Source organism: Peribacillus sp. NPDC096540, from assembly GCF_050278525.1.
GTDB lineage: Bacteria > Bacillota > Bacilli > Bacillales > DSM-1321 > Peribacillus.
Genome location: NZ_JBNNTG010000059.1, coordinates 1 through 16,557, shown reverse-complemented (window position 1 = coordinate 16,557; position 16,557 = coordinate 1). Strand labels below are relative to the sequence as shown.

The window sequence follows — 16,557 nt, the reverse complement described above, 5'->3', positions numbered from 1 at the left end:
TTCAGTTCCGTAAGGAACTGTCTAACCTTTACCTGAGTAATGTGACCATTCTCAATTTAAGTTAGAAACATTTCGCACAACTAACGCACCCGTTACTTTAAGTACAATGCTTCACTATCATGCTGAAAATTATGTTGTCTCATAACAAAAGCCTCCATTATGTCGGCAGCCTTGTTTTTAAAAATCTCTTTATTTTTTATTCCACCAAATATAGTGAACTTAATAAAATCAAAGAATAGCTAATCCTTGCGATCTAAGGTAAGGAAAGTTAGTCCAAGCAGCAACCTGCAATCTAACCAGACTTCCATCACCTTGAATAGTAAATACGGAGACTGTACCCTGGTTTCCGTTAAAGGTGTAAAAATGCCGTCCATCTTTACTCACTCCAACATCCATCGGCAGTCCTGGAGCTGTACCTGGCGGTGTACTGGTAATATGCCTTACCACCGAAAGTGATCCATTGGGACGATTCGGTAAGTGGAGATGGTGCCGCGTATGGTATTGGTAATGTATGCAAATGTGTAGAGATAATAAAGTTATTTAATTTTAAAAGCTTAAACAAGCATAACCCCGTTCTAAATTTAGGACGGGGTTGAAAATATAGTTGTTTAATTTTTAATGTAAGATACTTCACTACACTAAAAAATATAACAATAAAGTCGTATATAAATCTAAGTTTTATTCAACAATAGCACCCGTTAATGGAATAATATTTTTATCTTGCATAGAACCGTCCCTTACTTCCCAATAAACTTTATTAAATCTGTACACTGAGTTTACAAGACTTTAATAGTCAGGTGATATGATTGTTTTATCAACGATGAGGAGGCAGTATAAATGAATGTGCGTGCAATATTTATTGATATGGATGGTACACTACTAAAGGCCTCAAACAACATTTCCCGCCGAAATATGGAAGCCATTTATAGGCTCATTAATCAGGGAGTCAAGGTTTTTCTAGCTACTGGTCGACACTATGAAGTAACAGCTCCCTACCATAAAGAAATTGGATTACAAACTCCAATGATCTGTTTGAATGGTGCCGCTATTCACGATGCAGAGACAGGAAGAGCTATGCAAATGAAAACCGTCCGACTGAACGAAGAACGATTCCACCAGCTGACCGCTGAAAATTCTTGTAATGTCATTATCCATACAGCAAATGGGCTTTATTGTAAGGAAACAAATGAAGAAATCGATTATTGGACAAAAGTTGGAAAAATTCCGCCACGTTATATTGGAGATTTAAGACAGGCAAATTATCAAGATGTTCTTAAATATAGTGTTCGAACAGGTGCACCAAGACCTGAATTATCCGCTTTGTTTAAAAAGGAAGCAGAGGTCATCAATTGGAATGACGGGTTTGAAATGGTTGCTCCTAATGTTTCAAAATGGTCTGCTATAAAAAACTTACTTCACGCATTTCGAATTAGTCCAAGCGAAGTCGTAGCCATTGGAGACGGACCCAATGATATAGAGATGCTTCGTCATGTCGGTACTGGCGTGGCAATGGGGAACGCTAGCGAAGAGGTTAAAGCAGCAGCTGATTTTGTTACAGGACACCACGAAAATGATGGATTGGCAGAGTTTATAGAAACTTATCTTCATAAATCATATAATTCATATGTGATTTAGAGTTATTTTAAAATAACTTTTTTATCATCAGATAGTGTATCTTCATTTGAACATTTTCATTTATTTGGTTTTTAGCAGTTTCAACTGTTTCAGAATTGATAATTGCTCCCAATTATCAATATTCGCACCCTTTAATGCAATAAAAAAATAACCTCTATTAGCTGGTGTAGTAAAAAAGCATTTCTTCTTATTGATGTTATGCACCCGTTAGCTGAATAAGCATATATCTGTTGTAACGTTAAAATTCATTATTAAGTTATCGGAGCCCATCTTCTTCTAAACCCGCCAAATAAGCATTTGTAAAAATCGAGAAAATATGAATTTTCCTCAAAATATCTTTTGAATCCCTCTAACACATCCTCTTGAAATTTTTTATCCCCAAACCAAATTGGCATAGCACCTAAATCATCAACAAATTGTTTTAGTACCATATGAAAAGTATCATCAGAAAAAGAATCTCTGTTTTCTTCTAACCATTCCTTTACCATTTCATTATTTATGGTTGGTTTTCCATTTAAAACAGATTCCTCAATATCGGTTAAAGTAATTGATGAAAAATAGTCCAATGTAAACTCAGCAAAATCTCTTATACTCACCAAAAAGTACCTTCCTTTTCGATAGTTTCCTTAAAGGTATTATAATACAATGCTTATTGAACTATCCTGCCCCGTAGTGCCATAAGAAAAAGGCTGCCTCAGCAACCTTCCTTATTGAAATAAAGACCTATTAGTTGAAGAACTAAGTTTAGTTATTAAGTTTAATTAAATCACCGATAACAAATTCTTTTGTAATTGTTTTTCCTTCTTTTGTAACCCAAGATACAGTAATAATAGCAGAGTCGAACGCTTTCTTTATTTCATCTTCACTTAATCCTTTGGAATAAAAGACAAACTCCTTTGTATACCTTGCAAAATTTTCGTTTTTATTATCTTGTTCATTTCCATTACCATATAAATACCGTTCCCTATCAACTGTATTGATTAACTTTCCAAAATCATTAGGAATATCAATTGTCCGAGAGGTTATTTGATCTGTATGTTCCATATTTAAGTTAAAAGTGAATTTTCTAAAATCATTTTTGATAGGGTTATCATAACCTTGAGTTCCAATGGTGTTAAATTCCGTTTTACTTAACTTTGAGATTTGTGCTTCAATAGTTATATTTGGTTCCTGTATATTATTGCAACCAACAATAGATATAAGTATTAAGGGTAAAAAAAGAAAGGGTATACATATTTGTTGGTATTTTCTAATTTTAAATTCCCCTCCCAAATACCAAATGCTTACTTTCCCATAAAACAATTTTATTCCATATTTTAGTTTTCGGGAATCTAATTCTTATTAAACTAAACTGCCCGTTAGTGCCATAAAGAAAGACCTGCCTTCAAAGACAACTCTGTTCTTCAGCTAACGCACCTGTTAGTTGATTAAGAGTTTTGTTACCTCCACCATTCTTTAACAGTTATTTTATGTGATTTCTGATTTTTATCTATAATTTCAACCAAACAATTATATTTTTCTAATTCAGCTCCTGAAGCACCTATATGTGGATTTTTTAAATCAAATACAATAATTGCTTTCTCAGAATATACATTATCTAAAGGAATATTTGCACCAGTTAACAAGCGTTCAAAATCCTTCCGTAAATCATCTAATGATTGTTTAATAACAGGGATTTCGAAGGTTTTTGGTTGGATACTTCCTTCTAAAATATCTACTATAATACTATCTATACTCTTATCTTTTGCAATATTATATAAATGTTCAAATACATACCCATTATCCCGATAATTCATTAAACTTAAATAACTGTGAACAGTGTTATGCCCTATACTCTTTAATAATTTTAACTTAGCCATTTTAGCACCTTCTGTCCGTTTTCATTAAATATATTTTATCACGCTCTTAAACTAAACTGCCCCTTTAGTTCCATAAGAAAAGGAGCTGCTGATCAGCTCCTGGTATTGAAGTAAAGCACCTGTTAGATGAATAAGGAATAAGAAATTTACCTCGAATTGAAGTACAGTGTCTAATCAAATTATTTTTCTAATGCCATTTTAACAGATTCAATAGCATGTATTTCTGTTGTATCAAATAATGGCACTTCTGAATCCTCAGGTTTTACTAATAATCCAATTTCTGTGCAACCTAATATTATTCCTTCAGCTCCATCATCAACTAAACTCTTGATAACCTTTTTGTAATAATCCCTTGATGATTGTTGAATTTCCCCTAAACATAACTCTTCATAAATTACTTTATTTATTACTTTTCTATCCTCATCATTTGGTATCAAAACCTTAATACCATTAAACTCTATTCGTGTTTTATAAAAGTCTTGCTCCATCGTATATTTAGTACCAAGTAAACCAACCGTACTTATTTCGGACTTTTGAATTTGATTTGCTGTTGAATCAGCAATGTGTAAAATAGGTAAGCTAACTTTTTCTTCAATATATCTAATCACTTTATGCATCGTATTTGTACAAATTACAATAATTTCTGCACCTGCCTTTTCCAAAGACTGAGCAACATCCCCTAATAGTTTACCAGAACTTTCCCAATCGCCTTCAGCTTGATAGCCTTCGATCTCTTCAAAATCTACGCTATATAAAATGCACTTGGCTGAATGCAATCCTCCCAATTTGGTTTTCACTTCTTCGTTAATAAGACGATAATATTCTAACGATGACTCCCAACTCATTCCACCAATAAGACCAATAGTTTTCATAAATATTCCCCTTTCCATTTTTCTAAATATACTAAAAATTTCATTTAAATTTAATAGACATTGTACAATATCTTTACTATTAAACAAACCTGCACCGATAGTTGCATAAAATCGAGTAGGAGGAGGCGCCTAGCCTCCGACCTCTCACACCACCGTACATACCGTTCGGTATACGGCGGTTCAGTTTAAGTCTGACGTAGTTTTGTATATCGTTCATATAGATTTACTAACCCTAGGTGGTGTCAATAAGAGCATGTTTTGAAAAAGATTGATCAAAACATGCTCTTATTATGTTAAATTGAATGATTCTTTTATAAGAAAGTTTGATCGTTTTGTGTTCCTTATTCAACAAAAGCACTCCGTTACTTTAAGTATAATATTTCACAAAGTTAAAATTTCTTTTTTTGATATGCTAATTACCCTTTACTTAAACAAGAATCCGTTGATAACCATGAGTTTAGTGCCTCGCATCTAAAAGTAATTTTATCTCTTTTATTTGTTCTATGTGTCGCTGTTCATGCAAATATATCTGTTCAATCCATTGATCAAGAGGTAATTCACCCAAAGCAGGATGCTTCACTGATTTTTCCGCCAATATGGATTTATCTTCTATAGTACTAAGAAAAGTCATCAATTTTTTCCTCGAATCGTTTAACAAATCAATTATTTGCTGAACTTCAAATGGTTCTACATCTGGTTCAACGATTTTTGGAGCTTTAATCTTTTTCGTTCTATCCAATAATATGAGGTGAACTTTTTTACGTTCTTTTTGAGGACTATCAATCTCTTTTAATCCCCATGCAATAGCCTTTATAGATGCCTCTTCCACTAAAACTAAGTGATGGCAAACTTGTGCTATACTCCACTTATTCATATCAGGCTTACTATTAAATTGAGCTTCACTTAATAAAGTAATCTCCTTGACTAGGTTATTTCTTGTTTCATACAAATTGTCATTTACTAAATTATTCATGAGATTTCTCCCTTCACCAGAAAGTGCGTACTTAGATTCCTATTCTGTATATATTCTCTACGGTGAAAAGTATTCTCCTGAGCTTTCCTTCACTATTCTGCTTTCATTCAGCTATAAATAATTCATTGATGGACAACCAATGTTTACCTCCTTTTGTTGATATTTAAGTATTTGCTTAATTACTTAAATTATAATCAGTTGGATTAAAATGTAAATAAGGACTCGGTTTTCTTGTTGAACTAAAGGGCATTTTAACAAGAAAAGCCGAAATGTAGATAATTCCGGTTCATCTTTTTTATAAACGGTTAAACTTTTTTCAAAACGGTACGACTTTCTTATAAATAGTTCAACTTTGTTTCAAACCGACAATAATAATTTGCTTGTTTGGATGTTCGAATGAAATAGATGGAAATAAAAACAAATTGGAAACGATTGGATTCTCCATTCAGACAAGTACCTCGCCCAATCAGGTTCATATTATCGAACTGAAGGAAATGAGTTCTGTTACTGAAGATATAAAAGACAAAAGCTATCATTCTTTTCGGATTTACTATGGGGAATACGGAAGTCTTTTAGAGAGGTATAAAGATTTCTATTCGTTCGATTTAACAACTGTTGAACATTTTGAAATACTTTGGATTGATGATAACCTGGTCACAGTTAAAGTGTTTAGAAAGAAGGATGACGGTAGTACGTTTGAAGCAAAATCCATAAAATAGGATACATCAAAATAGATAACAATAAACACCTTATGGAATTCTGCTTCAAATTAATTAAGTTCCCATTATTCAACCAACCTGCCCCTTTAGTTCCGTAAGAAAAAGAGCTGCCATAGCAACTCTCTTATTGAAGTAAAGCACCCGTTAGTAAAATATCCGTTATCCCATAAGGTTAGATATAAAATATAAAAAACCATAAGCCCCTAAAGAACTAATACTTGCAAATATAACTGCAATAGATAAATAAGAATTATAACCAGATTTCTTTCTCGACTGAAACAAATGAAGAATAGATAAGCATAAACTGATAATAAAAAAGACAATCCATAGATTGTTTAATGTAAAAGTTTCAAAATTGATAAGATAATTCGCTATGTAGATAACATTAGTCAAGAACAATAAGATTAAGATAAGTCTTTTCAAAATTAAAACCTTCCTTTCACTATATTGATTATCCAAATTTTAACACATAACCCGATAGTTTAATAAAGAAAAGGTTGCCCTTACAGACAGCTCTGATCTTCAGCTAACGCACCTGTTAGTTCAAGAAGAAAAGCGAATCTTGTGTAGAGATAATAAAGTCGTTAAATTTTAACATTATGAAGCTAATACACATCCAACGATAAAATGATTTGGATGGGTATTAAAGTTATTTAATTTTTAATTGTATTCGCGATTGTTGTTATAAAACTGAATTATAAAGTTGTTTAATTTGAAAGCCGTATATCTATGTTAACCCCCAAATTTATAAAGTGAATTTCCCACCATGATAACAATAGTAAGTTTCAGCTTTAAGATTTTTAACAATTTTCAAAGACTGTTGCGCTTTCTCAACATTTAAACAAAAGTGTGGATTAGCAATGATCAATTCATGATTTTCATTAACAGCTGCATCACCAGTAATTACACTTTTAAAACTTGGAAAATACAATGAAATATGCCCTGAAGTATGCCCTGGTGTTGCTACTACTCTACATTTGTTATCTAAAATCATATCACCATCATTTACCTTTTCATCAATTGAAACATGCTTCAAATTCTTTAATTGCTGTATAAACCATTTTCCAAATTTGATTTCTTTATTTGGCATGTTTTCTAGCATTTCTTCGGCTTGAATCAATCTCTCTGACTTCATTTCACCACTAATGTATTTTGATTCAATTTCACTAGCTATAATGTTAATCCAAGGATACTTTTCTTTGAAATCATATAAGGAACCTATATGATCATCATCATAGTGAGTAATGATTATATTCTTTAAATTTTTTATATCATATCCATTTTTTAAAATTTCATTTTCGATTAAATTTTAAAAATTTGTATACCCTGTATCGACCAAGGTAAGTTCATTTTCTAATATAATTAAGCTAGGATAAATGTAATTTTTTTGTCCATTAAATTCAAATTCAATTGGTAATTCTATAATCTTCATTTTTCTTCCTCCATACTGCGCATTAGATTAAGTACAATCCTTCACAATTATATCTATGATTCAACATAAATATCTAGTTTGGTATAAAGTGTGTTGTTCAATTAAATGGCCCGATTGCTGAACAAAATTATAAAAGCAAACATTTCATAAATAAGTTATTATTTGTTACAAAACTCGTGATTTAGTATACAGTTTTTATTAAATAGTTTGATTATTTTTAGTGATCCTTATAGAACTAACGCACCCGATAGTTTAAGTACAGCTTTTCACCAAAAAGGATAATTACAATAGCATATTTTTATAATCACTTTTAAGTATTGCCATAATAATTTCATCTGAGTACGCATCATTGTAATATAAGGATTGACGTAAGACTCCTTCTTTTACAAACCCAACCTTTTCATACGCTCTAATTCCACGTAAATTGTGGCTAAATACTTCTAATTGTAAACGATTTAATTGAAGTTTTTCAAAAACAAAACTTAGAACTATTTTGATAGCTTCAGTTCCATATCCTTTTCCTGTTAATGAAATGGAAGCCATCGATATTCTGAATCCTGCTTTTTTGTTCTCCTTATCGATATCGAAAATCGATAATTCTCCGATCATTTCGTCAGTGCCTTTTAAACAAATAGCGAAATCATAGCGACTTGAATCACTATTTATATTATCTATATGTGTCTTAATTTGCTCCAATGAAAAATTATGATCGGTTCCAATCATATAACGTATTTCTTCATCTATTGTATTTTCTAACATAATAGGTGCATCTAACTCGCAAAGAGGTCTTAAATAAATCCTCTCACTCTCTAATTTCATTTTAAATTTCTCCTTAATTCTGTTGTTTTATGTATAGTTTAAATTATATGAATCTTACTTAGATATTACATGAAGGTGTTGTCCGGTATTTCGAGGATAGAGGGTACTTATTGATTATCGTGAATCCACTCATATCGTATCGAGCAAAGAGTTCTAGTTTACGCAAGGTAAAGACAGATATCATTGACGCTCGTCATCTCTGCGAGCTGTATTATAAAGAGGACTTAGAGCCGTATAAACAGCGTGGAATCCAGCTCTTAAACCTACGTACCCTTACAAGACAGCACGAAAATATTACTGGTATGTTTATACAAACTAAATTACAATTTCAAGCAGTTCTGGATCAAATGTTTCCTGAATACTGTGGGGTTTTTGGAGACTTGTATTCAGTTGTTTCTTTACTAACATTACAGGCATTCCCTACTTCAGAGGAAATCTTGGCAGCTAGCGAAGAAACAATTGCCAAGAAAATAAAAGAATTATGTAAAAGTCGTTCGCAAAAATGGGCAGACAGTCAGGCAGAAAAACTGATGGCAGCCGCAACTCAAAATCCATTTCAGAAAACCTTATATCATAGTCTGGTCTTAAGCCTGGATATGTATATTAATATGCTTCTTGAATACAAAAAACATCTATCCAATCTTGAAGATGAGATAGATGCCTTAGCGAAAAGTATTGAAGAATATAAGATTATTCAATCAATCCCTGGTATCGGTGAAAAAATCGGGGCAACGATTATTTCTGAAATTGGAGAGATTGATCGGTTTAATCACCCTAAAAAGCTAGTAGCATTTGCCGGAATTGATCCAAGTGTCTTTGAATCTGGAACATTCAAAGGTACTTTAAATCGGATTACCAAAAGAGGTTCTAGTAGGCTACGACACGCCTTGTATATGGCTGTTAAATGTGCCATTCGTGATTGTCGCAAGAAGAAAACGACAGATGAAATCATTCCTCGTAACAAGAGATTACGAGAGTTTTATGATAAGAAACGTGAAGAAGGAAAGCCCTTTAAAGTAGCTGTGATAGCATGTGCCAATAAACTCTTACATTGGGTTTATGCACTATTAAAAAGCAAATCGGATTTCCAAGATCTAGCCTAGTTTAAAAGAATAACTAAATAATCCAAAACTTTCCAAACGCAGAATCTTGGAAGGTTATTTGGCATAGGCAAATTTAGTATAGCATGAAACATTTTAAGTTTTCATTGAAAAATGTTGACAAACTATTGGCTGGTTTAGTTCCATAAGAGGTCTTGCCGGCAAAACGCGAATATTATACGGTAAGACATTTTTTGGAAGGTAAAAACCTGATTTTCCTCCGGTACGGTGAGAACCACGGTTGTTGGATACCTGTTAATATTTAGGGGGATTTCACCAAGCATTTCTAACAAAAGATACGAAAAATCCCGATTTTATCTATAAAAAAAGATAAAGTCAGGATTTTTTAAAGTCATCCATTAATTTTAGGAATTTTCAGAAGAACATATTTCTATGCAATTAATAAAGCTTAAACAATAGGAATCCCACAACGACTTGCACCCGTTGTACCAGAATCATATTTAATCATTAATTCATCTTCTGGAGTAGAATTCTGATTAAGAAATAAGTCAACATCTTCAGAAGGTACAACATTCTTTATATGACTACTACGTAAATAATCGATACAATAATTTTTAGTTACCTTATAAACCCACGTATCTAAGGAGCATATTCCCATAAATTTTTCACGATTATAATAAACCTTCAAAAAAACTTCATGAGAAATATCCTCTGAAAGGTATGGATCTTTTATATACGAAAGTACTATTTTAGATATTTTATTTCTATATTTAATATAAAGTTGATTTATGTTTTCTTCTTCACTCATCATTTCATCCAATCCCATGTAAAGTATCTAAGGTTATAAAAGTTCAGTGTTAATCTTTATCATTTTTTTATTCTTTTCGCTTTCTTCAGCAGTCTTTGATTTTCTGTACTCTCATACAAAAACTTTAGAGCATGATTGTATTCTATGCAAAGCGATAAAATCCTCTCAACCACTCGTCTACTTCTCAATAAATTCAAGAAAAACATGATCACCAGCTATTAACTCAAGATGATTAGGTATTCGTAAATAAACGACTTGGTCCCCGGTACTAAAATATGGATTTATGATCGATTCACCTGTAAATTGCCGTATTGGAAAATCAGCTTTAGTTATTATAAGATTAATATCTTGTTGCTGTGGAAGATTAATGGTAAGGGTATTTTCCATTAACTCAAGATGATAAGGCTTCAGTTTTCTAGAAAAATCGTAACCGTCTATTATTAATCCATTGCCAAAAATGAAAGCTTCAATCGTGTCATCGTTATTTGCTTTTCTTTCTACGAAAATCTGTGAACTGTCATTGTTGCTAGATTCGACCCTTATTGATTGATTTTGGTAATTACTAAAACTACTTTCTTTCATTAAATACTTAGCATCAATCTGATCGATCTCTCCCTCATTAAGTTTCGTATATAAATCACTTAATTCCCGATCTGTATCTATGGCTTTTTCCATTCCTTTCTGACTCAACGAATCATCAATGATGAAAGGAACAAAAACAGTGCCTAGAAGCAGTGCGCCTATATAGATGAAGAGAAGCCAGTGAGTTACTTTGGGAGTTGCAAATTTTCTGGCAAGCCTAACCATAAAAATGAAAACACCAAATATAAGAATCAGGATGACTAACGGCAAAATTGCTGTCAAAACGGTCATCGTCTTACCTCCATTCGATTCAAGATGCTTATAGCAGCTGTAAAAAATACAGCAACCGTTACAATCACTTTGATAATAAATAGAGAAAGCGTTGATTCCATCCCATAAAATTTAAATACATTTATGGGAAAAGGCTCTTTTTGCATCGATGCCTCAAGAAATAGTATTCCAAAAAACAAAACCGGAATAAGAATGATAAACAATTTACTTTCTTGGACCAGTGTCCCAATAAAATAACCAATGGAGGTAACTAAGAAAACATATAAAATTGTTACACCTATACCCATAACAAGTTCTTGAAGCCCAGTATTAAAGCTATAAATCTGATCATCAAGCAAAATATGAGCTAAGATTTTCAGTAAATTCCCAGCCAGAATGGCAGTGATACTCCCAACGATACTTGCCGTTAATAAATATAAAATATTCGACAGGCTGCTACTAAGGCGATTGGTTACGAACGTAAAATCATGATTTCGGTATGGTTTCGTAGTGATTACAATCGCTGTAACGAAAGCCCATATCAGTGTGAAACCAATGACTAAATCTGCAGAATAGTATTTTATATTAATACTAAAATTCCCTCCTCCCATTCCAACTGAACCAACGCCGCCAAATGAAAAGAGAAGCGCTAATAACTGAATTCCAATGAGTGAACTAAAAGCATCTATATTTGCTTTTAGCTTAAAGAAGTATTGTTTTTTTACCGTTTCCCACAAATTAACGCTTGTTAAAGACATCATCAATTCCTCCTTTCGTTTCACTGGTTAAGTAAACACATAAATCACTAGATTGAACGGGTAAGATTTCCACTCCTACAAGGTGCGCTTTATTAAGTAAGGACTCAGAAAAATCATTTTTTACAACCGCATACATCGTATTCACACCGAAATATTCTTTAAAAAGTATTTCCTTTCCATCCGATAAATTAAGTACTTCTTCTGTGGTTCCTTTTAATCCGATAGCCCATTCCTTTAACTCAGAGATTGACATTTGGAAATGTTTTTTCCCTTCTTTAATGAGTAACACATCTTCCAGTAAATCCTCAATTTCATCCAAGTGATGGCTAGATAAAATAATAGTACGGGGATAAGCAATATAATCCTTGAGCAATGCTCGATAGAAGTCCTTTCTAACCGCTGCATCCATTCCTGTAGTGGGTTCATCAAAAATTGTTAATGTACAACGGGATGCTAAGCCGATAATCATATTAAAGGTACTTGTTTTTCCTTTTGAAAGCCGATTGTGATAAGATTTTGGATCAAAAGAAAAATAGTCAAACAAGCGCTTAGCTAATTCCCTATCCCAATTTGGATAGAAGTTACCCGACACTGTTAATATTTCACCAAGTGGTATGGCTGGCGGAAAACTCATTTGGTCGTCCACAAAGATGGAGTTTATGGAGACGTTCAGGCTGTTATATGGTCTTTCGGAAAAAACCTTGACCTGTCCTGACGTTTCTTTGATGAACCCAGCAATAATTTTAAGTAAGGTGGTTTTTCCAACTCCATTTCGACCAATTAATCCCGTTATTTTATTTTCTTCAATTGAAAAAGAGAGCTTATCTAAAACATTTTTTCTTAAATAAGTTTTCGTTAAATCCGTACATTCAATCACCCTCATTGTTCAGCCTCCTGATTATTTGCCACTTTTATCATTTCGATTAATTCTATTTCACTTATTTGTAACCGATTAGCTTCCAAAACCAACTCCCGTACTAATCGCTTCAATGTTTGGTTTTTTCGTTTATTGATGATGATTTCTTTTGCATCACCAGAGACAAACATTCCAAGTCCTCGCCTTTTATACAGGATATTTTCGTCCACCAGAAGATTGAGGCCCTTTGCTGCAGTTGCAGGATTGATCGTAAACATTTCAGCTAATTGGTATTGTGAGTACACCTTCCCATCACTCTCAAAATGTCCATTTAAAATTTCTGATTCAATCCAATCTGCAATTTGCACATAAATAGGCTTAGTACTATCCGTATTCAGAATTGTCTCCGCCTCCTCCCAATATAGTGCATTACTGTTGTAATGTAGTATATAGTAATTTAAAATATATTGCAATAACCGTTTTTATTTGTATGGATAGGCTAATTTTCTTCCAGTTTGTACTTTTACAATAGGATTCCATAAACGACCGTTTTTGGTTATAGAAAAAAATTCTCTAAAAATAATCTGTCACTTTGACCGATAATTTGCGTATATTTTAAGTGCTATTTTGCACATCCAACTTTAAAAACCCAGCTACCTTCACATGAGAAGATTAGCTGGGTTTCTTAATTATTTACATCCAATCATTTATAGAACTATTCGGATCCGCCAAGTAAAAAAGCAACTGCTCATTGTTATAGTGATAAGTAAGCTTTTGACGTTATCGCCTGCTTTTCCCCCACTTCACACCGTACAGGCGAGTTTCCCCGCATACGGCGTCAAATTGGACAGAACAAGCAGTTAAAAGAATAACAGGAGTTTGTATGTTTTCCTTTCTTAATCTCCTCAATACCTCGATACCACTTAAACCAGGCAACATTACATCTAATAAAATTAGGTCAATTTCTGTTAGAAATGCTGTTTCTAATCCTGATTTACCGTTGTGTTCAACTGTTACTTGATAGCCCTCATACTCTAATTCCATTTTTAAGACACGAGCAATTTGAGTTTCGTCTTTGATTACTAAAATATGTTTTCACTTTTTATTCGCCCCTTCAAAACACCTTAAGGTATTATTTGGGTTTTATTCTCAATTTTAACCTTATCCAAAACAAGCCGTAACATTTCAAACAACAAAAAGTTAAAAGTTATCCAGACACCGCCATATACATATCCACCCAAAATATCACTTGGAAGTAAATCGGTCGATGCAATATTTGCAATTGCTAACCCCATTAATAATATTAACCCCATTAAAGGAACGAATATGGACGTATAATTTTTTTTTGAATGACGAATGAGTAAAAATAAGCATGTTCCATAGATAATTATTGTAATAGTAGCATTTATATCAGGAAAATTTGCGGAATGAAATTTCGCAACGAACCCTAATGATTGGAGATAGGAAAAAATCTGCATAATTGATTCATGAAACAGCCTCGCTCCTAAAACCGAAACGATAAGTAGAAAATACTCAAGCAGCCTATTCCTTCTCTTTCTCCAAATGCGGATGATCGTTACCCCAATAATTACTCCAAGTACATAAGGGGATTGAAATACTAACAACCCTTTCATCCAACTCATATATAATGAAGACTTCACTATATATTCAGCAATTACATTAAATTGAGTAAACTCATTATATAAATAGTCTTGAGCCATTCCCAGCATCAAGGTCACCATACCGATTAAAACTAAAGTGAGAAAAATAAGAAAGATTTCTGTTTTTCTTATGGTTTTTAGTCGATATGTTAACCATTTAATTAAATGAATAAAAAAGTTTTTAATTTGAACTTTATAAAACCGATAAGTGAAATACCCAACTAACAATACCCCAAAAATAATAATAAAAATAATGAAATATTTACTTGCTGAATGATGGAAGGCCTCCCAGTGAGGTCCCAATACTTTTCCTAGAGTAATAAAACAAAATCCCCATAAAAATGAACCTGTATAAGCTGGAATAATAAATTTTCGAAACGGCATTCTAGAAATCCCCGAAATATAACCAGTGAAATGTCTAATGCCTGGAATGAAATAAGCAAAGACCAACAGTTTACTGCCAGAACGCTCAAACCAAGCGGATACTTTTTTATATCTTTCTGGTCCCAGATGGATATATTTTCCGTATTTTTCAATTAGTTTATACCCTCCTGCCTTACCAATCCAATAGGTTACAGTAATTCCCGCACCACCTGCAACAAAGACTGTCAGGAGTGCCAAAGGGTAATTCATTGTTCCCTGAAATACAAAATACCCAGCGTAGCTCATTAAAAATTCACCTGAAATAGGTAGAGCCATGAGTTCTAGAAAAATCCCTATGAATAATATCAGATAACTGTGCTGTTCAAATAAATTTATTAAGTATGACAAATAAATGCCTCCATTTTTTATAAAAAGAAACTTTTGAGTAAATAATTCTACAACTTTAGATCTAATTACAATTTAGCACGAAAAATGAATTCATTTTCTATGTTAATGAATTTTTAATCTTGTATTAAGTGAAAAAAAGGTTTATGGATAAAATAAAAAAGCTGTACCCTTTCTAAAAAGGTTCCTAGCTTTTTTACAAAGGATAATAAAATTAAAGTTTTTTTACCCTTATTGGACTTACCATTAAGAGAGCGAGTATTAAGGTAATCCACGCATTGCTATATAAAAAGAATCCCATACCAGCCAATGGTAATCCAGCAGCTGGAATAGGTAATCCTTTAAAATACCCAATGGTTGGTTTAACACTAAACTTAGCTAATCTTAATGCTCCCATCGTTGGGAAAAGGATAAATGCCAAAGACGTTAAAATCGATGGTGCTGCTATCGAATGAAATAGAAGTGCAGGAGCAACCCCGAAACTAATAATATCAGCCAAGGAATCCAATTCCACGCCAAATTCACTGTTCACTTTTAATTTTCTCGCAATCCTTCCATCAAGAAGATCTAAAACAGCCGAAAAGAAAATAAAAACGGAAGCTACTTCCAAAAAGCCATTCATAATATAGGTAATTGAAAGTAAACCGAACAATAAATTTCCAATCGTAAATAAATTGGGCACAGCTTTTACTATCTGATTGAACATGGTAGTCCCCCCTGACGTCGAACAATCTACGCATTTATGTAGCATTTTCGATATATTCTTCCGCTTTTCTTAAATATTAAAGGAAAAACTATCCTTGTGCCCCACAGAGTCTTAATACAGAAGCCACCAAGTATCTCACTTGTCTTAAGATAATCCTTACCTAACATTCTTTTTGCATTTTAAGGAATTTTTAATCATTTATTCATAGAACAAAAAGTTTCCTTTTATATACTTAGGTTACCCAGTTTTGGATAACAGTATCATATTTGAATTCATGTAGCTGTCAAAAGATATTAGGGGTTTTTCATAATAGTTATTGGTTAAACAATCAGGGAGGTAAAATAATGAAAAAATTAGTAGAGGCAACCATGCAAAGAGCCATTCTTATGATTGTGTGTGTTGTCATCATTTTGTCTTGGGGCGGTATTTCCGCATACCAGATGCAACGCGATTATTTGCCTGGAATTAATAATACAACTCTTTCGGTAAGTATGAGAGTACCTGGGTATCAAGCAACTCAGGTAAAACAGCAAGTGACAGATAATTTGGCAAGTGCAGTCAAAACAGTGGATGGTTTATCCAATGTGGAAACCACTTCTTATGACGGTGGGCAACCACTGTGGGAGAAACAGCGCAGACTTCCTTAATGATTAACTTGGATTTGGATGGGTATCCTTATTTAGAGAGAGAGAAATAAAATTAAGTTGTGGGAAACCACTTTAAAGAAAGGAAATTATATATGCAAGAAAACCAAAATAAAATGAAAATTTTACTTAAC

Annotated in this window: 16 protein-coding genes and 4 pseudogenes; 4 read left to right on the top strand and 16 right to left on the bottom strand. The window is 33.0% G+C overall.

Going from position 1 to position 16,557, the window contains the following annotated elements; genetic code table 11:
- Window positions 1-228: 228 nt before the first annotated feature.
- Window positions 229-518, bottom strand: a pseudogene (locus ACQKMR_RS26750) (beta-propeller fold lactonase family protein); the annotation flags it as partial.
- Between the two features lie 319 nt (window positions 519-837).
- Here ACQKMR_RS26750 and ACQKMR_RS26745 point away from each other — a divergent pair.
- Window positions 838-1,635: an HAD family hydrolase gene (locus ACQKMR_RS26745; protein WP_427699988.1), complete on the top strand. Its 798-nt coding sequence runs from the start codon at window positions 838-840 to the stop codon at window positions 1,633-1,635.
- Between the two features lie 251 nt (window positions 1,636-1,886).
- Here the strand turns inward: ACQKMR_RS26745 and ACQKMR_RS26740 are convergent, their stop codons facing one another.
- The 5 genes from ACQKMR_RS26740 to ACQKMR_RS26720 form a co-directional block, all read right to left on the bottom strand.
- Window positions 1,887-2,231, bottom strand: coding sequence for a hypothetical protein (locus ACQKMR_RS26740; RefSeq protein WP_427699987.1), 345 nt, complete (start codon window positions 2,229-2,231; stop codon window positions 1,887-1,889).
- 148 nt (window positions 2,232-2,379) lie between these two features.
- Window positions 2,380-2,937, bottom strand: a complete 558-nt coding sequence (locus tag ACQKMR_RS26735; RefSeq protein WP_427699986.1) for a fructose-bisphosphate aldolase — start codon at window positions 2,935-2,937, stop codon at window positions 2,380-2,382.
- Window positions 2,938-3,074: 137 nt separating this feature from the next.
- Window positions 3,075-3,494: a hypothetical protein gene (locus tag ACQKMR_RS26730; RefSeq protein WP_427699985.1), complete on the bottom strand. Its 420-nt coding sequence runs from the start codon at window positions 3,492-3,494 to the stop codon at window positions 3,075-3,077.
- A 179-nt stretch (window positions 3,495-3,673) separates the two neighbouring features.
- Window positions 3,674-4,366 carry an aspartate/glutamate racemase family protein gene (locus ACQKMR_RS26725; RefSeq protein WP_427699984.1) on the bottom strand — a complete coding sequence of 231 codons (693 nt, stop codon included), beginning with the start codon at window positions 4,364-4,366 and terminating at the stop codon, window positions 3,674-3,676.
- A 457-nt stretch (window positions 4,367-4,823) separates the two neighbouring features.
- Window positions 4,824-5,339 carry a DinB family protein gene (locus ACQKMR_RS26720; RefSeq protein ID WP_427699983.1) on the bottom strand — a complete coding sequence of 172 codons (516 nt, stop codon included), beginning with the start codon at window positions 5,337-5,339 and terminating at the stop codon, window positions 4,824-4,826.
- A gap of 422 nt (window positions 5,340-5,761) precedes the next feature.
- On the opposite strand from ACQKMR_RS26720, the gene ACQKMR_RS26715 reads away from it, so the two are divergent.
- Window positions 5,762-6,058, top strand: coding sequence for a hypothetical protein (locus ACQKMR_RS26715; protein ID WP_427699982.1), 297 nt, complete (start codon window positions 5,762-5,764; stop codon window positions 6,056-6,058).
- A gap of 745 nt (window positions 6,059-6,803) precedes the next feature.
- On the opposite strand, the pseudogene ACQKMR_RS26710 reads toward ACQKMR_RS26715, so the two are convergent.
- Together ACQKMR_RS26710 and ACQKMR_RS26705 are read right to left on the bottom strand one after the other, a co-directional pair.
- A pseudogene (locus ACQKMR_RS26710) lies at window positions 6,804-7,490 on the bottom strand (MBL fold metallo-hydrolase).
- Between the two features lie 282 nt (window positions 7,491-7,772).
- Window positions 7,773-8,309 (bottom strand): GNAT family N-acetyltransferase, encoded by a 537-nt coding sequence (locus tag ACQKMR_RS26705; protein ID WP_427699981.1) that lies wholly within the window; start codon window positions 8,307-8,309, stop codon window positions 7,773-7,775.
- Between the two features lie 77 nt (window positions 8,310-8,386).
- Here ACQKMR_RS26705 and ACQKMR_RS26700 point away from each other — a divergent pair.
- A pseudogene (locus ACQKMR_RS26700) lies at window positions 8,387-9,412 on the top strand (IS110 family transposase); the annotation flags it as partial.
- A 406-nt stretch (window positions 9,413-9,818) separates the two neighbouring features.
- Here ACQKMR_RS26700 and ACQKMR_RS26695 read toward each other — a convergent pair.
- The 8 genes and pseudogenes from ACQKMR_RS26695 to pssA form a co-directional block, all read right to left on the bottom strand.
- Window positions 9,819-10,178, bottom strand: coding sequence for an RNA polymerase sigma factor (locus tag ACQKMR_RS26695; RefSeq protein WP_427699980.1), 360 nt, complete (start codon window positions 10,176-10,178; stop codon window positions 9,819-9,821).
- 177 nt (window positions 10,179-10,355) lie between these two features.
- Window positions 10,356-11,051, bottom strand: a complete 696-nt coding sequence (locus ACQKMR_RS26690; RefSeq protein ID WP_427699979.1) for a hypothetical protein — start codon at window positions 11,049-11,051, stop codon at window positions 10,356-10,358.
- Window positions 11,048-11,788, bottom strand: a complete 741-nt coding sequence (locus ACQKMR_RS26685; RefSeq protein WP_427699978.1) for a hypothetical protein — start codon at window positions 11,786-11,788, stop codon at window positions 11,048-11,050. The genes ACQKMR_RS26690 and ACQKMR_RS26685 overlap by 4 nt, the downstream gene beginning before the upstream one ends.
- Window positions 11,769-12,671 carry an ATP-binding cassette domain-containing protein gene (locus ACQKMR_RS26680; RefSeq protein ID WP_427699977.1) on the bottom strand — a complete coding sequence of 301 codons (903 nt, stop codon included), beginning with the start codon at window positions 12,669-12,671 and terminating at the stop codon, window positions 11,769-11,771. Before ACQKMR_RS26680 ends, ACQKMR_RS26685 begins: the two co-directional genes overlap by 20 nt.
- Window positions 12,668-13,012: a GntR family transcriptional regulator gene (locus ACQKMR_RS26675; protein WP_427699976.1), complete on the bottom strand. Its 345-nt coding sequence runs from the start codon at window positions 13,010-13,012 to the stop codon at window positions 12,668-12,670. Before ACQKMR_RS26675 ends, ACQKMR_RS26680 begins: the two co-directional genes overlap by 4 nt.
- 457 nt (window positions 13,013-13,469) lie before the next feature.
- Window positions 13,470-13,733 (bottom strand): annotated as a pseudogene (locus ACQKMR_RS26670) (response regulator); the annotation flags it as partial.
- Between the two features lie 35 nt (window positions 13,734-13,768).
- Window positions 13,769-15,076: a VTT domain-containing protein gene (locus ACQKMR_RS26665; RefSeq protein ID WP_427699975.1), complete on the bottom strand. Its 1,308-nt coding sequence runs from the start codon at window positions 15,074-15,076 to the stop codon at window positions 13,769-13,771.
- A gap of 211 nt (window positions 15,077-15,287) precedes the next feature.
- The gene (pssA, locus tag ACQKMR_RS26660; protein ID WP_427699974.1) at window positions 15,288-15,779 is read right to left on the bottom strand and encodes a CDP-diacylglycerol--serine O-phosphatidyltransferase; all 492 of its coding nucleotides are present in this window, start codon (window positions 15,777-15,779) and stop codon (window positions 15,288-15,290) included.
- A 344-nt stretch (window positions 15,780-16,123) separates the two neighbouring features.
- On the opposite strand from pssA, the gene ACQKMR_RS26655 reads away from it, so the two are divergent.
- Window positions 16,124-16,426 carry an efflux RND transporter permease subunit gene (locus ACQKMR_RS26655; protein WP_427699973.1) on the top strand — a complete coding sequence of 101 codons (303 nt, stop codon included), beginning with the start codon at window positions 16,124-16,126 and terminating at the stop codon, window positions 16,424-16,426.
- Window positions 16,427-16,557: the final 131 nt, after the last annotated feature.